The sequence below is a fragment of the Nocardia sp. NPDC023852 genome (genome assembly GCF_040639505.1).
Classification (GTDB): domain Bacteria; phylum Actinomycetota; class Actinomycetes; order Mycobacteriales; family Mycobacteriaceae; genus Nocardia.
Window position 1 is genome coordinate 270,280 of record NZ_JBFAAB010000006.1, and the last position, 16,847, is coordinate 287,126.

General features: G+C 66.8%; 12 protein-coding genes. 6 read left to right on the top strand and 6 right to left on the bottom strand.

Going from position 1 to position 16,847, the window contains the following annotated elements; genetic code table 11:
• Positions 1-101: 101 nt before the first annotated feature.
• Together AB0H00_RS13880 and AB0H00_RS13885 are read left to right on the top strand one after the other, a co-directional pair.
• Positions 102-1,193, top strand: a complete 1,092-nt coding sequence (locus AB0H00_RS13880) for a glycerol dehydrogenase (RefSeq protein WP_357265513.1) — start codon at positions 102-104, stop codon at positions 1,191-1,193.
• A 172-nt stretch (positions 1,194-1,365) separates the two neighbouring features.
• A complete protein-coding gene (locus AB0H00_RS13885; RefSeq protein ID WP_357265515.1) occupies positions 1,366-2,319 on the top strand; it encodes a phosphodiesterase in 954 nt (317 codons plus the stop codon).
• Here the strand turns inward: AB0H00_RS13885 and AB0H00_RS13890 are convergent.
• Complete coding sequence (locus AB0H00_RS13890) at positions 2,267-3,691, bottom strand: stealth family protein (protein WP_357265570.1); 1,425 nt, start codon at positions 3,689-3,691, stop codon at positions 2,267-2,269. The two genes, AB0H00_RS13885 and AB0H00_RS13890, sit on opposite strands and share 53 nt — an antisense overlap.
• A gap of 561 nt (positions 3,692-4,252) precedes the next feature.
• Here AB0H00_RS13890 and AB0H00_RS13895 point away from each other — a divergent pair.
• Complete coding sequence (locus AB0H00_RS13895; RefSeq protein ID WP_357265517.1) at positions 4,253-4,708, top strand: flavodoxin family protein; 456 nt, start codon at positions 4,253-4,255, stop codon at positions 4,706-4,708.
• A 105-nt stretch (positions 4,709-4,813) separates the two neighbouring features.
• Here the strand turns inward: AB0H00_RS13895 and AB0H00_RS13900 are convergent, their stop codons facing one another.
• Both AB0H00_RS13900 and AB0H00_RS13905 read right to left on the bottom strand, forming a co-directional pair.
• Complete coding sequence (locus tag AB0H00_RS13900; protein ID WP_357265519.1) at positions 4,814-5,329, bottom strand: hypothetical protein; 516 nt, start codon at positions 5,327-5,329, stop codon at positions 4,814-4,816.
• A gap of 42 nt (positions 5,330-5,371) precedes the next feature.
• The gene (locus tag AB0H00_RS13905; protein WP_357265521.1) at positions 5,372-6,577 is read right to left on the bottom strand and encodes a phosphotransferase; all 1,206 of its coding nucleotides are present in this window, start codon (positions 6,575-6,577) and stop codon (positions 5,372-5,374) included.
• Positions 6,578-6,768: 191 nt separating this feature from the next.
• Between AB0H00_RS13905 and AB0H00_RS13910 the strand changes: the two genes are divergently transcribed.
• The 3 genes from AB0H00_RS13910 to AB0H00_RS13920 all read left to right on the top strand — a co-directional run bounded on the left by AB0H00_RS13910 (position 6,769) and on the right by AB0H00_RS13920 (position 10,889).
• Entirely contained in the window at positions 6,769-9,579 is a 2,811-nt protein-coding gene (locus AB0H00_RS13910) for an AAA family ATPase (protein WP_357265523.1), read from the top strand.
• A gap of 180 nt (positions 9,580-9,759) precedes the next feature.
• Positions 9,760-10,245, top strand: a complete 486-nt coding sequence (locus tag AB0H00_RS13915) for a hypothetical protein (RefSeq protein WP_357265572.1) — start codon at positions 9,760-9,762, stop codon at positions 10,243-10,245.
• A 68-nt stretch (positions 10,246-10,313) separates the two neighbouring features.
• Positions 10,314-10,889, top strand: coding sequence for a TerD family protein (locus AB0H00_RS13920; RefSeq protein WP_357265525.1), 576 nt, complete (start codon positions 10,314-10,316; stop codon positions 10,887-10,889).
• Between the two features lie 118 nt (positions 10,890-11,007).
• Here AB0H00_RS13920 and AB0H00_RS13925 read toward each other — a convergent pair whose 3' ends face one another.
• The 3 genes from AB0H00_RS13925 to mfd form a co-directional block, all read right to left on the bottom strand.
• Positions 11,008-11,880 (bottom strand): serine hydrolase, encoded by an 873-nt coding sequence (locus AB0H00_RS13925; RefSeq protein WP_357265527.1) that lies wholly within the window; start codon positions 11,878-11,880, stop codon positions 11,008-11,010.
• A 219-nt stretch (positions 11,881-12,099) separates the two neighbouring features.
• A complete protein-coding gene (locus AB0H00_RS13930; RefSeq protein WP_357265574.1) occupies positions 12,100-12,732 on the bottom strand; it encodes a MazG family protein in 633 nt (210 codons plus the stop codon).
• Between the two features lie 134 nt (positions 12,733-12,866).
• Entirely contained in the window at positions 12,867-16,478 is a 3,612-nt protein-coding gene (gene mfd / locus AB0H00_RS13935) for a transcription-repair coupling factor (protein WP_357265529.1), read from the bottom strand.
• Between the last annotated feature and the right edge of the window lie 369 nt (positions 16,479-16,847).

Genomic DNA, 16,847 nt, shown 5'->3' on the forward strand with positions numbered 1-16,847 from the left:
GGGGCCGATGCCGGGCGCGTAGCGTGGGGAGTCGTCGGTCGGGCAACAGTGGCGTGCACAGGATTCGGCACGGCTAGGCGCCCGGAATCGGGAGGTGCCAAATGTTGAGTGTGTTCTCCGCACCGGGACACTATGTGCAGGGTCGGGACGCGACGGCCGCGCTCGGCGCTGAGATGACGCGTCTCGGGATCGGCGGCCCGGTACTGATCGTGGCGGGGACCAGCGCCTTTCGGATACTGGCCACGATGTGGGAGCGGTCGCTGACCGACGCGAAGATCGCCTATTCGATCCACCTGTCCGGCGGTGAATGCAGCAGGGCGGAGATCTCCAGGATCGCCGACGCCGTCGAAGAGACCGGCAGCACAGTTGTTTTGGGCGCGGGCGGCGGCAAGGTGCTGGACGCGGCGCGCGCGGTAGCGGACGATCTCGACCTGCCGATGATCAGCTGCCCGACGACTGCCTCCAGCGACGCGCCGTGCAGCGCGCTGTCGGTGATCTACACCGAGTCCGGCGAGTTCGAGTCATACCAGCTGGTCCGACGCAATCCGGCCCTGGTGCTCGTGGACACCGCGGTCGTGGCGCGGGCGCCCGCCCGGCTGCTCGTCGCCGGCATGGGCGACGCACTGGCCACCTGGTTCGAGGCACGCACGTGCAGCGCGGCGCAGGTGCGCAACATGCGGGGCGGGGCGACGACGCGCAGTGCCGCCGCTCTCGCCGAACTCTGCTACCGCACCCTGCTTGCCGACGGGCCGCAGGCGCTGACCGCGGTGCGCAACCACACCGTCACTCCGGCGCTCGAGCGCATCGTCGAGGCCAACACGCTGCTGTCGGGACTCGGGTTCGAATCGTCGGGCCTGGCCGCCGCGCACGCCGTGCACAACGGTCTCACCGCTGCCGCGCGCACCCGCACACGCCTGCACGGCGAGAAGGTCGCCTTCGGCGTCCTCACCCAGTTGGTACTGGAAGGCGCGCCCGCAGCTGAGTTCGACACGGTGCTCGATTTCTGCGCCGAGGTCGGACTGCCGACCACCCTCGCCGCGCTCGGCGTGGACGATGCCGACCAGGAAACGGTCACCGCTATCGCGGCCCGCGCGACCGCCCCTGGTGAAACGATCCACAACGAGCCGTTCACCGTGGACGTTCCGATGGTGGTCGACGCGCTGCGCACCGCCGACGCGCTCGGCGGGCGGTGACGCCGCCCGTTCGGTCAGCAGGCTGATTTCGCGCTGTTCGACACCGAACGCTCACCTTCCCGCAAGCATGTCGTCACCAGGCACTGGGAATCCTGTCCATAGGCCTCGCTATCCTGGCGACGGAATCCAAGCACCAATGGCGGGCAAACCGCCGGGAGGGACGTTCGGTCCGGTGCCCATCACCAGAGTCGCGGAGCACCCGCGTCCGGATCACGTGTTGTTCCATTTCAGTGACACTCATCTCATCGCCGGTGACGACGCGTTGTACGGCGATGTCGACGCCGACCTGCGGTTACGGCAGCTACTGGAGCAGGCCGCTGCCAGCCACATCCGGCCGACCGCGATCGTGTTCACCGGCGACCTCACCGACCAGGGCGAACCCGCCGCATACGACAAGCTCAAAGCGATCGTCGAGCCTTTTGCTAGAAGTTTGCGAGCGCCGATCGTGTGGGTTACCGGTAACCACGACGACCGCAGTGCGCTACGCGCCCGGCTGCTCGGCGAGCGCGCTTCCACCTCGCCACTGGACCGCGTCCACCTGATCGACGGCCTGCGCGTCATCGCCCTGGATACCTCGGTCCCCGGACACCACTACGGCGAAATCACCGACGACCAGCTGGCCTGGCTGCGCTCGGTGCTGGCCGAGCCCGCCCCGTTCGGCACCATCCTGGCCATGCACCACCCGCCCGTTCCCTGTGTGCTCGACCTCGCCGTCACTGTCGAGCTGCGCGACCAGCGCAGGCTGGCCGACGTGCTCGACGGCAGCGACGTGCGCGCCATCCTCGCGGGCCACCTGCACTACTCCACCAGCGCCACCTTCGCGGGCATCCCGGTCTCGGTGGCGTCGGCGACCTGCTACAGCCAGGACCTCGGCGTCGCACAGGGTGGCACGCGTGGCCGGGACGGCGCACAGGCCTTCAACTACGTGCACATCTACCCGGACACCGTGGTGCACTCCGTGGTCCCCATCGACCGTGGTCCCACGGTCGGCACCCCGGCCACGCCGGAGGAAGCGAACCGGAAGCTGGCGGAGGAGGGCATCGTGATACCGCCCGCCGCGGGCATCCCGCAAGTCATGCGGCGCCCGGCGTCGACTCCGGAATCGGATGACGAGGCGGTGCACTGAGCCGCTCCCACGGCGCGGTGTCCGGGTAGTACTCGGCGAGGAACTCCGACACCGCCTGGACTCGCTCGGCCTCCGCGATCTCGGGAAAGCTGCCGTCGTTCAGGCAGAAGAAGTCGACGTCCCGGCGGCGCGCCAACCCCTCCAACAGGGCAAGGCCCCGGTAGCTCGTCGTATCGACGTAGCGAACCTTCGCCGCCTCCTGTGGCACCGCGCGACCGGTCAGCAGCGCGTAGTAGTGGTACAGGGAATTGGTTACCGAAATATCGGTCGCCGAGCGGAATCGACTCGCGCTGGTTCGTGCGAAATCGGCCGCGAATTCCTCCTCCATCTCCAGCAGTACGCTGCGGCACAGTGGAACCGGCGTATGTTCCAGATGCCGGGTGATGACATGCCCGAAATGTTCGGCGAGCAGTGCGCGATTCACCCGTGCGGCGTTTTCGAATCCGCTGCGCCGCTCGTCGTTCCGTCCAGGGCCGATCCTGGTGTCCGCCTCGATGAATCGGCTCACTCCGGCCGGAGTGAAGAACATCGACGGGCGCACCGGACGCGCGAAGAACATGTCGTCGTTGGCGTACAGGAAGTGCTCGCTGAGTCCTTCGATGTGCTGCAACTGGCATTCCACCGCGTGCGAATTGAAGGTCGGCAAGGCTGCGGTGTCACGGAAATGGTCGACCGCGCGCACCACCGTCACCTTCGGATGCGCGGTCAGCCAATCCGGTGCCGTGGAATCGGTCGCGATGAAGATACGCCGGATCCACGGCGCGTTCTTGTGCACCGACCGCAGCGCGTACTTCAGCTCGTCGATCTGCCGGATCCTGGCGTCCGCGTCGTCACCCTCCCCCACCACAACCTGGGCGAGCATTCCGGCTCGACGGGCGCGGAATTCTGGATCGGAGCCGTCCACCCAGGAGAACACCAGGTCGATGTCGAAGTCGACGTCGGTCGGCTGGGGCGCGAACATGTCCACCAGGGTCGGCCAGGTGCGGTCGAACAATCGCACCTGCGTGGCCTGGACGTCGGCGAGGTCGAAGACGGCGCGCGTCAACGCGTTCGGGCGCGGGCAGGTCACCGTGTCACCGTGGTATTCCCACAGTTCCAGATCGACGTGGTGGGCCGGGTCATGGTCACGACCGAGCCGGAATACGTTGTGCTCCAATTCCATACAAGAGAATCCCGCGGACATCGCCGCCGCCGTCACCCTGCGCACCATGACATGGTGCGCCGCGTCGGCCGCGAGCACGAACCGGTCTCGGCTGTCGCGCACGAGCAGGAACGGCACCTCCGCCACCGCCAATTCCGCCCGCAGATAGGCGAGATCCTCGATCATCGCGGTCGATACGGCAAGATTGGCCGCCGCCCGCCGCGCCACCATTTCTACCGCCCCCGAATTCACTGCTCCCTTGTCCATCATCGCTGTCTCCACATCCGTCCATACGCCGGTTTTCGTTCATATCCGGGGTCCGCGCCGATCTCCGGCGGCGCCTGGAGTCGATGCCGCGGCATCGACTCCGGGCGGCCGCGCTCGGCGCGACATTCAGAAGTGGGGAAGGGTGCCGAAGCGCAGGAACGAATTGCTCACCTGATATCCAGACGACTGGTAAACCATTTCGTTTTCACCTCACTCACGGCCGGACGCCGAAGCGTCATAGATGGAAGCGCTGCACTCGTGCGCGGCGACGCCGGTGAGGGCGCGAGCCGCAGCACGCGGAGCCGGACAGTCATCGGCCGGCAGCAAAATAGTGGACGGTCCCCGACAAAAACGAGGCTCCGTTACGAATGATGCAACGCGGGCGGCAGTACGTCAATCGGAACGTTCGGTTTCCACCTGCCCTTCCGCTGCCCCTCCGCTGCGACCGGCGAACCCTTGGTCGTGACACACCCGAGACGCGCAGTTAGGATAGGCTCACCATATCGCCTGTAAGGAGTAGTGCCAGTGCGTGTCGTCGTTTTGTTCGGAACCGAGATGGGGACCGCGGAGGCCGCCGCGGACAGCATCGCCGACGAGCTCTCGTCGGCACACGAGGTCTCGGTCTACGACATGACCGACTTCGACGTCGACGACCTCGACGCGCACGACTTCCACATCATCGTCTGCTCGACCTACGGCGACGGTGATCTGCCGACCAGCGCCGAGCCGTTCTCCGAGGCGCTCGACCGCCGCCCACCGCGGCTGACCGGGCTGCGGTTCGCCGTGTTCGGGCTCGGCGACACCGTGTACGGCGACACCTTCAACCGCGGTGGCGAAATCATCGCCGAAAAGCTCATTGCGTGCGGGGCCACGCAGGCCGGCGAGCACGGGCGGCACGACGCCTCGACCGAGGTTCGTGCCAAGGACATGGCACGAGAGTGGGCCGCAACGCTCGACATCCCCACGCTCGTCTCGGCCTGAAGAGCTCGGTCGACATCACTCCTGCGGCTGCGACCACCGACGCGAACCGCTTGACCGGTGCCAGTGCTGATACTCGACTGGCACTCCGGTGGCGAAGCGCTCGGATTACCAGGATCGGGACGCCCGGCGTCCGCCGTGTGGTCGCATGGACAACGCGGACGTGCCGAGACACACCGGATTCGGGGGAACATGCCCGGAGCCGGTCCCACCGCCCGACAGCTGGAGGATCTGCCGCGCTCGCGGCCCCGCGATGGCATCGATGTGGCAGGTCTTGTGCCAGCCGAAAGGCATCAGATGAACTCGTTCGCCGCGTTCTTCCAGTCGTTCGGCGAATTCCGCCAGGACGTCGAGGGTGTCGGCGAGCTCGGAAAGCACATCTAGTTCCGCTGGTGCATTCGCGATGTCACCGGGTAGTGGCAGGTTTGCTACGCCGTCGACGACAACCTGCCACGCATCGGTCTCGTCGACGATGCGCCGAACAACCCGCACCGCCGCGCCCGCCAAGGCAAGATCACCGTGGCCGACACCGACGGTCACGAGTAGGCAATCGTGGAAATACCTGCGTACCCAGACGGCCGACGGCTCCAGATCGACCGCGCACGGGCTCGGCTCCGTCACCATGTATTCGAACGTGTGGCAACGATTACTGATGAGCTGCACGGATTACCCCGCTTCCTCGATCGCTTTCGCGGCATCGAGGTCCAGCACCGCGCTGGCGGTGCGCTCGATGATGCCGAGGCAGATCTCGTCCGGTTGGTACTTCGGCTGAATCGCGCTGTGGCCGATGGTCGCCAACCAGATGAAATACGGATACAACGCCTGCTGCCGGTAAGCCAGCCACGCCGTGTCGAAATCGGGTGCCGGGGCGCCGCAGGCCGCCAAGCGCTCGAGATACACGGCCAGCAGCTCACGCACCCAGTCCCGCCGATCGTCCACGGTGAGGCCGGAGTTGACCACATAGGCGAAGTCATACGCCCAGCTGCCACGCAGCACGACTTGCCAGTCGGTGAACCCCATGCGACCACGGGAGGTCATGTAGGTGTTGCCGATGTGACTGTCGCCGTGCAAGAAGGTCTGTGCACCAGTGCTGGCGATCTCCAAGGATCGTTGCAGCGCTCGATACAGCCGATCATGGTCGTCCGGCAGCGTTCGCGGCAGCACCGCGGCTGCCCGCCGGGCCCCCACCTGTGCTCGTTTCGACATGCCGATCAACCGGTCGAGATTGGCGAAGTGCGCCCGCGGCGGCTTCAGCCACTGATGCTGCTCGAGTTGGGCATCGTTCCAGTAGCGCGCATGCCAGGTCGCCATGGTGCACAACAGATCCTCGATCTGAGTGCGGTCGATCGGGGTCTGCGGCGTGCAGAAGGTGGCGCCCTTGGTGCTGACGATATCCTCGAGCAGCGAGATCGTCCGGCCCGACCGATGATCGATCGCGCTGTGGTAGCCGCGCGGCGCTTCGATGTCCAGCGTCGGCCGCACGGAGCCGAAGAAACCCGGCTCACCGCCGAGGATCCCGGCCAGCTCCAAGGTGAGGCGCTGTTTGAAGCCAGCGGTGGTCTTCGCGAACAGGTGCTCCGGCAGGCCCGCGGCTCGGCCGGCATCGTTGTAGCTCACGCTGAGCTTCCAACGGGTGGAGGTGCCGGCACTCACGTCCTGCGTGTCGAACGCTTCGACCTCTGCGCCGGGATGTCCGGCACACAGCACCGCGGTCAGCCATTCCGCGGTCACCTCACGGCCGGTCACCGGGACGTCGGTCGCGACACGGGCCCGAGGCCGTGCGAGCGATTCCTTGGCGACATGACCACCTATGCGGCCGATCCCCCGCATCACCTCTAGCACGGGGTTACGGGTGGCAGCACTGGACGCCAACGAATATCTCCTCTACTCAGTTGTTTTCGATTGCCGCGACCGATGTCTGGATATCGGGCCGCTATCAGGGACGCTATGGCACGTGCGGGAGCGGAACATCCGTCGCACCGGAAAGAAATATCCGCACGGTCGGTCCCGCCGAACGACAGTTCGCCCGGCCACTCGCGCCCGAGATGCCTAAGCTCACCCGCATGCAGGAGTCCTTCGCGACGGTCTTCGTGGGTCGTGATGCCGAGATCGAGAATCTGGCGTCCCTCGCGGGCCGAGTCGCCGCGGGACAGGGAGCCGTGGTGCTCGTGGAAGGTGAGCCCGGTATCGGCAAGACGTCGCTGCTCGAAGCGGCCCGGACCCGGTTTGCCGCAGCGGGTCTGCAGGTGCGCATCGGCGCCGCCATGGAACTGCAGCGCGACGTACCGTTCGCCGCGGTGCGCTCCTGGCTGGACGTCGAGGGCACTCCATCCGTCTCGGGCTCGGATCCGATTCGCGCGCTGCTCAACAGCGGGGATCGGGCGGGCGACGCGGCGGCGACCCACGAGTTCACCATCGCCGAGGCGATTTTGGATCACATCGACACCTGGTGTGTCGCCGCTCCGGTCGCACTGATCATGGATGACGTCCACTGGGCGGACGCGTCGAGTCTGTTGGTGTTGCGCCGGCTCTGCGCCCTCATCGAACCGCTGCCGCTGCTGCTCCTGCTTGCGGCCCGCCCGCTGCCCCGAGACCGGGCGTTCGCCGCGCTGTCGGCCGAACTGGTCGAACGTCGTGCCCCGATGATTCGGCTCGACGCACTTCCCGACTCGGCTGCGGCGACCCTGGTGCGACATATGGTCGGTGCCGCCCCTGGCCCGAGTTTGCTGCGAAAGGTGGCCGGTGCGGGCGGCAATCCGCTGCACATCACCGAATTGGTGGCCGCGTTGTTGCGCGATGAGGCGATCATGGTGGTCGCCGAGATCGCCGCCCCGAGGAAAACGGCCGCCGGCGACGGGCCGGCCGCCTCGCTGGCGGACGCGATCGCACAGCGGCTGGAATTCCTGTCCCGCCCGACGCGAGACGTGCTGCCGATGGCCGCTGCCCTGGGACCGGCCATCAATGTCGCGGAACTGGCGGCAGTGCTGAACAGCCCCCTTCTGGATGTCTGGAGCGCCGTCACCGAGGCGATGGACGGCGGGCTGCTCACTCGGGTGAACTCCGAACTGGTGTTCCGGCACGATCTGATCCGCGACGTGCTGGCCGACCAGGTGCCTGCTTCGCTGCGCTCGGATCTGCTCAGGCGGGCGGGGCAGGTCCTGCAAGCAACCGATGCGCCGATCGAGCGAGTCGCCTACTACCTATCGGCCGGTGGCCATGAACTCGACAAGACCAGCCTCGACTGGCTGGTGGCCGTGGCCGACAAGCTGATCGTGCGCGCGCCCGAGCTGGCGGTGCAGCTGCTGAACCGCGTGGCGACCACGATGGACCTCGACAGCGCCATGCGTTCGGTGCTGATCCGCTGGCAGACCCGCGCATTGCTGTGGAACGGCCGGGCCGCCGAAGCCGAGGCCGTGGTGCGCGCCGCGCTGCACACCCGGCCGGAACACAGCCACGACGTCGAACTGCGGTGGCTGCTCGTCCAAGTCTGCCAAGCGCAGGGCCGGTTGGCAGACGCTGTCGTCGTCGCCGAAACAGCGCTGTCCACCATGGATCTCGATGCCGAAGACGCGGGCCGGTTCCTGGGAATGTGCGGACTGGACAATTTCTTCCTCGAGCGGTTCGAGGCGGCGGAGCAAGCCGGCCGACGGGCGGTGTCGATGGGGCAGAGCAGTGGGAACCCGCTCGCCACCGCATACGGTCTCCTGGCTCTGGGTGCGGTCCGCTACACCCAGGGCCACCTCGACGAGGCGCTGGATCTGAGCACCCGGATCCTCACCCTCTTCGAGGACGGGACCGGGTCGGACCAGTTCGATCCGTATGTGCTGTACGCACACTGCCTGATCGAGCTCGATCGGCTCACCGACGCCGAAGAGACATTGAAGACGGCCATCGGGCACAACCGCCGGATGCACGGGGTGTACCTGTCCCCGAACCTGCTAGCCAAGGCGCGGCTGTACCTGCTGGACGGCCGCTGGGACGATGCGCTGGCCGAATGCACGGCGAGTATAGAGGCGCCCGACGCGCTCGGGTACGCGCCGGTCGCGCACAGCCTGGCAGCACTCATCGGAATTCACCGCGGCACCTTCCTGCCGGACCCGGATGGTATTCCCGCACCGGATGAACGTTTGGGCAGCACCGGCTATGCGCAGCTCCACCCCTGGGTCAAAGCCTTGACGCAGGAGGCACGCGGTCACCCGGACGTGGCGCTGAAACTGCTCGTCGACACCCATCAGCGACTGGCCGATGGCTTGACCGCGTCCACGCTGCACTACATCTTCCCGGACATCGCCCGGCTGGCCGTGGATGTCGGTGACAAGGATGCGGCCCGGTCGGTGGTGGACAGCGCGGAGGAGCTCCTGGCGCGACGGGCGACCGCCGCCAGAAAAGGAACGGCCCTGCTGTGCCGAGGCCTGGCCGACCATGATCCCGACACCCTCTTCATGGCCGTCCACGCATTCCAGCAGTCCGGGTGGCCGCTCTACGAAGCGCAGGCACAGGAGAACGCCGCCGTGCTGCTCGCTGCCGCCGGACGAGATGCCGACGCCCGCAGCGCGCTGGCAACCGCGATAAGGCTCTACAACCGACTGGGCGCATCATGGGATACCGGCCGCGCGGTCGCACGCGTGCGACCGTACGGGATTCGGCTGGGTGTCCGCGGGCCGCGCAACCGCCCGAAGTCCGGGTGGGCGGCCCTGACCGATACCGAGCGCAAGGTCGCCGCGCTGGTGACCGAAGGCTGCTCCAATTCCGACATCGCGGCGCAGATGTTCTTGTCGCGTCGGACGATTCAGTCGCACGTGTCGAATATCCTGGCGAAACTCGACCTACGGTCACGGCGCGAGATCGCCGCGGCCATGCCACGTACTCGGTGATTCTGCGGTCCACAAGGTGCCGAATCCGTGCGCCGCTTCGGTAACCGGCTCGGCCACAATGCGATCCCACACCATATGCCGGACCTCCCAGGACTCACTCAGGCGGGTGCCGCCGCAGTACTAGACTGCTATGAAGCGTGGCACAGCCCGCCGCGCGCGACGATCCATGAGGTGACGAAGATGGCAGCCGGAGCGAGCCCTGTTCAACGTCAAGACCACTCGTTAGATCATCCCGAGCTGGACGTGCTCCCGGAATGGCCCTTGGAGACAATCGGCGTGCTGGTCACGACCGATCCCGCACCGCACGCGATCCCGGTGTCCTGGCCGGTGCGTGCGAGCGATCGACAGATATTGATCAGCCTCAAGTCCGACCGCGGCTCGCTGGCCCGGCTCCGGGAGCGGCCCGACGTTGCAGTACTGATCCTCGGCGGGGGCAATGTGGCGATGTGCGCGCGGGGCACCGCGCACGTGGTCGCCGAGGAGATGCCGGACGCCGCCGATTACGTGGCGGTCCGGATCGATGTCGAGGTGATCGACGACCACCGCCAGTCGGCCTTCGCCGTCGCACAGGGCATTCAGCGCACTGTGCTCGACGACGAGAGCGAGCTGCGTGCACTGAAAGGGCGTGTGACCACGCTGCAATCCTGGATAGACAGCAAGAACTGACTCGGCACAACAGTTCTCTCGATAGCAACGGAGATAGGCGGCACCGGTGTGCCGCGCGAAAGGGGATCATGAGCGTCACTTTGGCCAAAGGCGGCAACGTTTCGCTGTCCAAGCAGGCGGCGAATCTCACCAAGGTGTCGGTGGGTCTCGGCTGGGACGTGCGCACCACCACCGGCGCCGACTACGACCTCGATGCGAGCGCCCTGGCATGCGGACCGAACCTGAAGGTACTGTCCGACCAGCACTTCATCTTCTACAACAACCTGCGTTCGCCGGAAGGATCGATCGAGCACACCGGCGACAATCTCACCGGCGCGGGCGAAGGCGACGACGAGGTGATCAACGTCGATCTCACGGCCACCCCGCCGACCATCACCAACATCTTCTTCCCGGTGTCCATCCACGACGCCGACGCGCGGGGACAGTCGTTCGGCCAGATCCGTAACGCGTTCATCCGGGTTGTGAACGCCGCCACCGGCGTCGAGTTGGCCCGCTACGACCTGACCGAGGACGCCTCCGTCGAGACCGCGATGGTGTTCGGCGAGTTGTACCGGCACGGCGATGAGTGGAAATTCCGCGCCATCGGCCAGGGGTATGCGTCGGGTCTCGGGGGTATCGCCCGCGACTACGGCGTGAACATCTGACGACTCTCGAATTCCACGATCGCGGGACGGGTCTTCCGCTCGATGGAGTGCAACACATCGAGTTCCGGAATGCCCGTCGCCGGATCTGAACGTGTGCTGCGCGGGGTCGCGCTCACGGTCAGCCGAAGTAGCCGTTGAACAGGATTTCACTGATCTTGGTTGTGGTCTCCATGCCGACCTTGTCACCGCCCTCGATCACCCGAGTGTTGTCCATGATTGCCAACGTGTACCGCTCGTCCGGACCGACAAAGCCCACTGAATTCATCAGCCAGGAACCGTCGGCGTTGTCGTCGGACCAGCCGTTCTTGTTCCCCGGCCGTGCCTTCGCGCCAGCACCCCAGACCCCCCATTGCTGGTTGACATCGACCGAACGCATCTCACCGACGATGTAGTCCCGATGCTGCGCAGGCAGCTTCTCCAGCACGTAGTTGATCAGACGGTCCAGATCGTTCGCTGTGGTCAGGATCCAGCCCCAATAATGCTTGTGTTGATCGGTGAATTTCATGTCGGTCATGCCGTAGGACGGAAACCGCGTCGGGTACTCCGCCTCACCGCCATAGCGGTACCACATCGTCGTGGCCGCCTCGTTGTCGCTGGAGTTCAGCATCGTGTGCATCAGCTCGCGGTCCTCCGCGGTCAGCGTGATCGCGCCGGAGTCGTTGCGTAGCAGCAAATCCACCACCATGGCCAGCTTCGGCGTGGAACAAGCCCAGACGAGCGCGCCCGCGTCCGCGCTGCGCCATACCGCACCGGTCGTACGGTCGCGGACCACGATTCCCGCAAACCCGGGACGAGTCCTTGCGTACGCTTCGGCCTGCGCGATGCGGACCATCAGCGCCGGATCGAACCCCGTGCCGCTTTGGGAGAACTGTGCGTCGTCGGTTGCGGTGTGAGCTCTGATCATCACCGCGACCACGGTCAACAACACACCCGACAGCACCATAAGGAAGTGTCTTCTCCCTCGGTGTTCGAAGATCGCAAGAGAACGCATGGGCTTTCCTTCCGTCCCTGATCTCCGGATGTAGCCGCGCCGATTCAGAACAGACAAGCCTTACAGCCAGAGTAAGCTCCCGGAGCGGGCAATTGTTTCAGCCATTCGCGGTGCTGTGGGCGGTGGCTTTCCTTGCGATTGTGGATGCGTTGAATTTCCGCGCACCGCGACCGAGATACGGCCGCGATAATTCAATCCGAAGGATCATCACCTGGGCGATCACGCAGGCCAGCACCTTCGCCAGTCCTCAGGTGCAAGCGGAAGGCGTTGGCCCCGAGTCTTTTCCGCGGCATCCTCCGCCGCGCGGATACGGGCGGCGAAGGCCAGAGTTTCTTTGCGAAGACGCTCTTCCGCACTGTCCGGGCCACCCAGGTGAACGACGCGCAGCCCTTCCGGGACAAGGTCCGGCGGAAGGCCTGCTTTGGTGCTGCGGGAAACGATCTTCTCAGCCAGAGCCAAGGCAGGTTGGGCCATGGCAATGCCGTCCAGGCAAGAGGCGCGGGACTTCTCGGCGGATTTGCGTTCTTCCCAAGCGCGTTCCTGGGCGGCGATCTTCTCCTCGATGGTGGCGTCGGGGGCGAAATCGGCGTCACGCAGGTGGGGGCTGCGGTTGACGAGTTTGGCAACCAGGGCGGCGGCTACGTCGTCGACAGTGAATTCACCTGCGGCTTGGGCAATTCGCGAATGGAAGAGGACTTGGAGCAGCAGGTCACCGAGTTCTTCCTTGATGGTCTCGGCGTCCTCGTGCTGGATGGCGTCGAGGAGTTCGTAGGTTTCCTCGAGCAGGTACGGGCGCAAAGAGTCGTGCGTCTGGGTGACCTCCCAACCACCGAAATTCCACAGACGATCCATGACCTCGACAGCTCCGGCGAGACCGGCAGCGACAACCGCCGTGTCGCTCGGCGCCTGCCGAGCACCGCTGGACAGCGCACGGCCGGAGGCGGCGTGCCGTGCGGCACGCAATATGGATTCGTCGCGAGTCGAACTCATCGGATCGACATCTCGGTGGCGACAGTGAGATCGACTGCTCCCTGGGCCTTCCCGTCCAGGGCGAGCAGCAGGTCGGCCACGAACTGGAGCAACACCACGTCGCGGACCCGCTCGGCCCCGACGCTGTCCTCTACACGCGGCAGCGGAAGTTGCACCACGCCGGAGGCGGCACGGTATCCCGCGCTCGGGTAGATCCGCTTGAGGCGCAGCTGTTTGGAATCCGGCAGATGAAGCGGTGAGATCTTCAATGTCGTTCCCGTGACGGTGATTTCGGTGACCTCGTACGCACGGGCGAGCAGCCGCAGCTTGGCGACCGAAACAAGGCGACCGACCTCTACCGGCAGCGGACCATACCGGTCGACAAGTTCCTCGACGACCAGTGCGAGCGCCGAATCATCCTGGGCGGCGGCGAGTTTCCGGTACGCCTCCAGGCGGAGGCGGTCGCTGGCGACGTAATCAGGCGGGATGTGCGCGTCGACGGGCAAGTCGATGCGTACCTCTTTGATCTCTTCGGTAGTGATCGGCTTGCCGTCGGCGGCGGCGCGATAGGCCTCGACCGCCTCGCCGACCAGGCGGACATACAGATCGAACCCGACGCCCGCGACATGGCCGGACTGTTCGGCGCCGAGCACGTTGCCCGCACCGCGGATCTCGAGATCCTTCATCGCCACGGCCATGCCCGCACCCAGGTCCGAGTTCTGCGAAATGGTGGCCAGGCGGTCGTACGCCGTCTCGGTGAGCGGCTTCTCCGGCGGGTACAGGAAATAGGCGTAGCCGCGCTCTCTACTGCGCCCCACCCGGCCGCGCAGCTGATGCAGCTGCGAGAGGCCGAGGGCGTCGGCGCGTTCCACGAGCAGTGTGTTGGCGTTGGAGATGTCCAATCCGGTCTCGATGATCGTGGTACAGACCAGCACGTCGAACTCGCGCTGCCAGAACCCCTGGACGGTGGACTCCAGCACGTCCTCGTTCATCTGCCCGTGCGCGACCACGACCCGCGCCTCCGGCACGAGATCGCGAATCCGCTTGGCCGCCTTGTCGATCGACGACACCCGGTTGTGCACGTAGAACACCTGACCGTCGCGCAGCAGCTCACGCCGGATGGCGGCGGTGACCTGCTTGTCGTTGTACCCGCCGACGTAGGTGAGCACCGGGTGGCGCTCCTCGGGCGGTGTGAGGATCGTGGACATCTCACGGATGCCGGCCAGGCTCATTTCCAGGGTGCGCGGAATCGGCGTCGCGGACATGGTGAGCACGTCGACGTGGGTGCGCAGCGCCTTGATGTGTTCCTTGTGCTCGACGCCGAACCGCTGCTCCTCGTCGACCACCACCAAGCCGAGGTCCTTCCAGCGCACGCCCGTCTGCAGCAGCCGATGCGTGCCGACCACGATGTCGACGCTGCCGTCGGCCATGCCCTCCAGCACGGCGCGGGCATCGGGCGGATCGGTGAAGCGCGACAGCCCCCGCACGGTGATCGGGAAGCCGGAGACGCGTTCGGTGAAGGTCTGCAGGTGCTGTTGCGCAAGCAACGTGGTCGGCACCAGCACGACGACTTGCTTGCCGTCCTGCACCGCCTTGAACGCGGCGCGCACGGCTATCTCGGTCTTGCCGTAGCCGACGTCGCCGCACACCACTCGGTCCATCGGGACCGGCTTCTCCATGTCCGCCTTCACCTCGGCGATGGCCGTCATCTGATCGACGGTCTCGGTGAACGCGAACGCGTCCTCCATCTCCTGCTGCCATGGCGTGTCCCGCCCGAACGCGTGTCCCGGCGCGGCCTGGCGGGCGGCGTACAGCTGCACGAGCTCGCCCGCGATCTCGCGAACCGCCTTGCGCGCCTTGCGTTTCGTATTGGCCCAGTCGGAGCCGCCGAGCTTGGAGAGGCTCGGCATCTCACCGCCGACGTAGCGGGAGAGCTGATCGAGCGACTCCATCGGCACGAACAAGCGGTCGCCGGGGTGACCGCGCTTACTCGGCGCGTATTCGATAACCAGGTATTCGCGCCGCGCGCCACCGACGGTGCGCTCGATCATCTCGACGAACTTGCCGATGCCGTGCTGGTCGTGCACCACCATGTCACCCGCGTTGAGCGCCAGCGGATCGACCTGGTTGCGCCGCTTGGCGGGCATCCGTTTGCCCTCGGCGGGTGCGGTGACCCGGTTGCCGGTGAGGTCGGATTCGGCGACGACCACGAGCCCGGCGTCGTCGAACACCAGACCGTCGTGCAGCGAGCCGCACAGCACGCCGACGACGCCGGTGCTCGGCTCGGCGCCCGATTCCAGCGCCGCCGCGGGCACGTCGGCATCGGCGAGCCGTTCCAGAACGCGTTGCGCCGTCCCCTGTCCCGCGACGACCACGACCGCCCTGCCACCGGTGGACACGTGCGCGCGCAGCGAGGCGAAGATGGTCGCCACCAGCTCGTCGGAACCACGCGCAGCGGGACCGGCCAGTACCGGGAGGACGACCTCGGCCGGGTCGCCGGAGGTGAGGGGGCTCAGCGTCCACCAGGGCAGGCCCTGCTGGTCGGCGCTGGCGTGGATCTCGGGCAGCGGACGGTAGGCCGAGGCCGCGAGGTCGAGCCCGTGCCCACCGAGCGGGGCGGCGCCGCCGAACGAGGCCGCCGTCCAGGATGCCTCCAGGAACTCCTCTCCGGTGCGCACCAGATCGGCCGCGCGGGTGCGGATCTTCTCCGGATCGCAGAGCAGCACGTGGGTTTCCTCGGGCAGCACCTCGGTGAGCAGGCGCAGTTGCCCGGGTTTCAGTACCGGCAGCAGCGCCTCCATGCCGTCGACCGGGATGCCCTGCGCCAGCTTGTCCAGCATCTCGACCAGCGCCGCGTCCGCCGCGTTGGCGACGGCGACCTCGGCGGCGCGCTCGCGCACAGCGGCGGTGAGCAGCAGTTCACGGCACGGCGGCGCGACGACGACATCCACCGCGACGTCCGGCAGTGAGCGCTGGTCGGCGACGGCGAACGGCCGCAGCTCGGTGATCTCGTCGCCCCAGAACTCCACGCGCACCGGATGATCGGCGATCGGTGGGAAAACGTCCAGGATGCCGCCGCGCACCGCGAACTCGCCACGCTTGCCCACCATGTCGACTCGGGTATAGGCGAATTCGACCAGGCGCGTGAGCAATTCGTCGAAGTCGAGTTCGACACCGACGCGCAGCACGATAGGCTCGATATCGCCGAGCCCGCCCGCCATCGGCTGCATGAGCGACCGCACTGTGGTCACCACCACGCGCAACGGCTCCGGGAATGTCGAGTCGTCGGGGTGCGCGATCCGGCGCAGCACCTCGAGCCTGCGCCCCACCGTGTCGGCACCGGGCGAGAGTCGCTCGTGCGGCAGCGTCTCCCAGGACGGGAACTGCGCGACGGCGGCGCCCAGCATCTCCTCGAGCTCGACGGTCAGATCATCGGCCTCACGCCCGGTCGCGGTGACCACCACCAACGGCCGCTCGGCCGCGACGGTCGCCGCCACGAACGGCCGCACCGCGGACGGCGCGACCAGCTCGACCGACGCGGTGCCGATCAGCTCCGCGACAGTCCGTAGCGAGGTATCGGCACCGGCCACGGCGGCCAGTCCCGCCAACGGCGGGCGGTGGGTGAACATCGACAACTCCTGAGCGCAGGCGGGCGTTTCGAGCGGCGGTGTTATTTTTGCAGCGCCCGCGGCGCTGCGTGTTCGCGGGCTGTGTTTTCGGCCGCGCGGGCGCGGCGGGTTCGCGGCCCGGCTCGCGTGCGAGCGACCGCCGTGCCCCCGACGAAGCCACCAGCAGCAGTCGCCCGGGGACGCCAGCTACAAGCGAATCGCCAACACACAGGCAAGCCCACAACACAACACTCGCCTCCTACCGCAACCACACCCGCCAAACCCCCGGTTCCGAGCGCAGCGAGACCGAGCATTCCCCGTTCGCGGCCCGGCTCGCGTCCGAGCGGCCGACGCGTCCGCGACGAAGTCGCCAGCGGCGGTCGCTCGGAC

Coding starts and splice junctions, on each gene's coding strand:
- AB0H00_RS13880 (WP_357265513.1), top strand. CDS start 102: ATGTTGAGTGTGTTCTCCGCACCGGGACACTATGTGCAGGGTCGGGAC.
- AB0H00_RS13890 (WP_357265570.1), bottom strand. CDS start 3,691: ATGGTGGCGCGGCGGGCGGCGGCCAATCTTGCCGTATCGACCGCGATG.
- AB0H00_RS13900 (WP_357265519.1), bottom strand. CDS start 5,329: ATGGTGACGGAGCCGAGCCCGTGCGCGGTCGATCTGGAGCCGTCGGCC.
- AB0H00_RS13910 (WP_357265523.1), top strand. CDS start 6,769: ATGCAGGAGTCCTTCGCGACGGTCTTCGTGGGTCGTGATGCCGAGATC.
- AB0H00_RS13915 (WP_357265572.1), top strand. CDS start 9,760: ATGGCAGCCGGAGCGAGCCCTGTTCAACGTCAAGACCACTCGTTAGAT.
- AB0H00_RS13920 (WP_357265525.1), top strand. CDS start 10,314: ATGAGCGTCACTTTGGCCAAAGGCGGCAACGTTTCGCTGTCCAAGCAG.
- AB0H00_RS13925 (WP_357265527.1), bottom strand. CDS start 11,880: ATGCGTTCTCTTGCGATCTTCGAACACCGAGGGAGAAGACACTTCCTT.
- AB0H00_RS13930 (WP_357265574.1), bottom strand. CDS start 12,732: ATGGATCGTCTGTGGAATTTCGGTGGTTGGGAGGTCACCCAGACGCAC.
- mfd (WP_357265529.1), bottom strand. CDS start 16,478: ATGTTCACCCACCGCCCGCCGTTGGCGGGACTGGCCGCCGTGGCCGGT.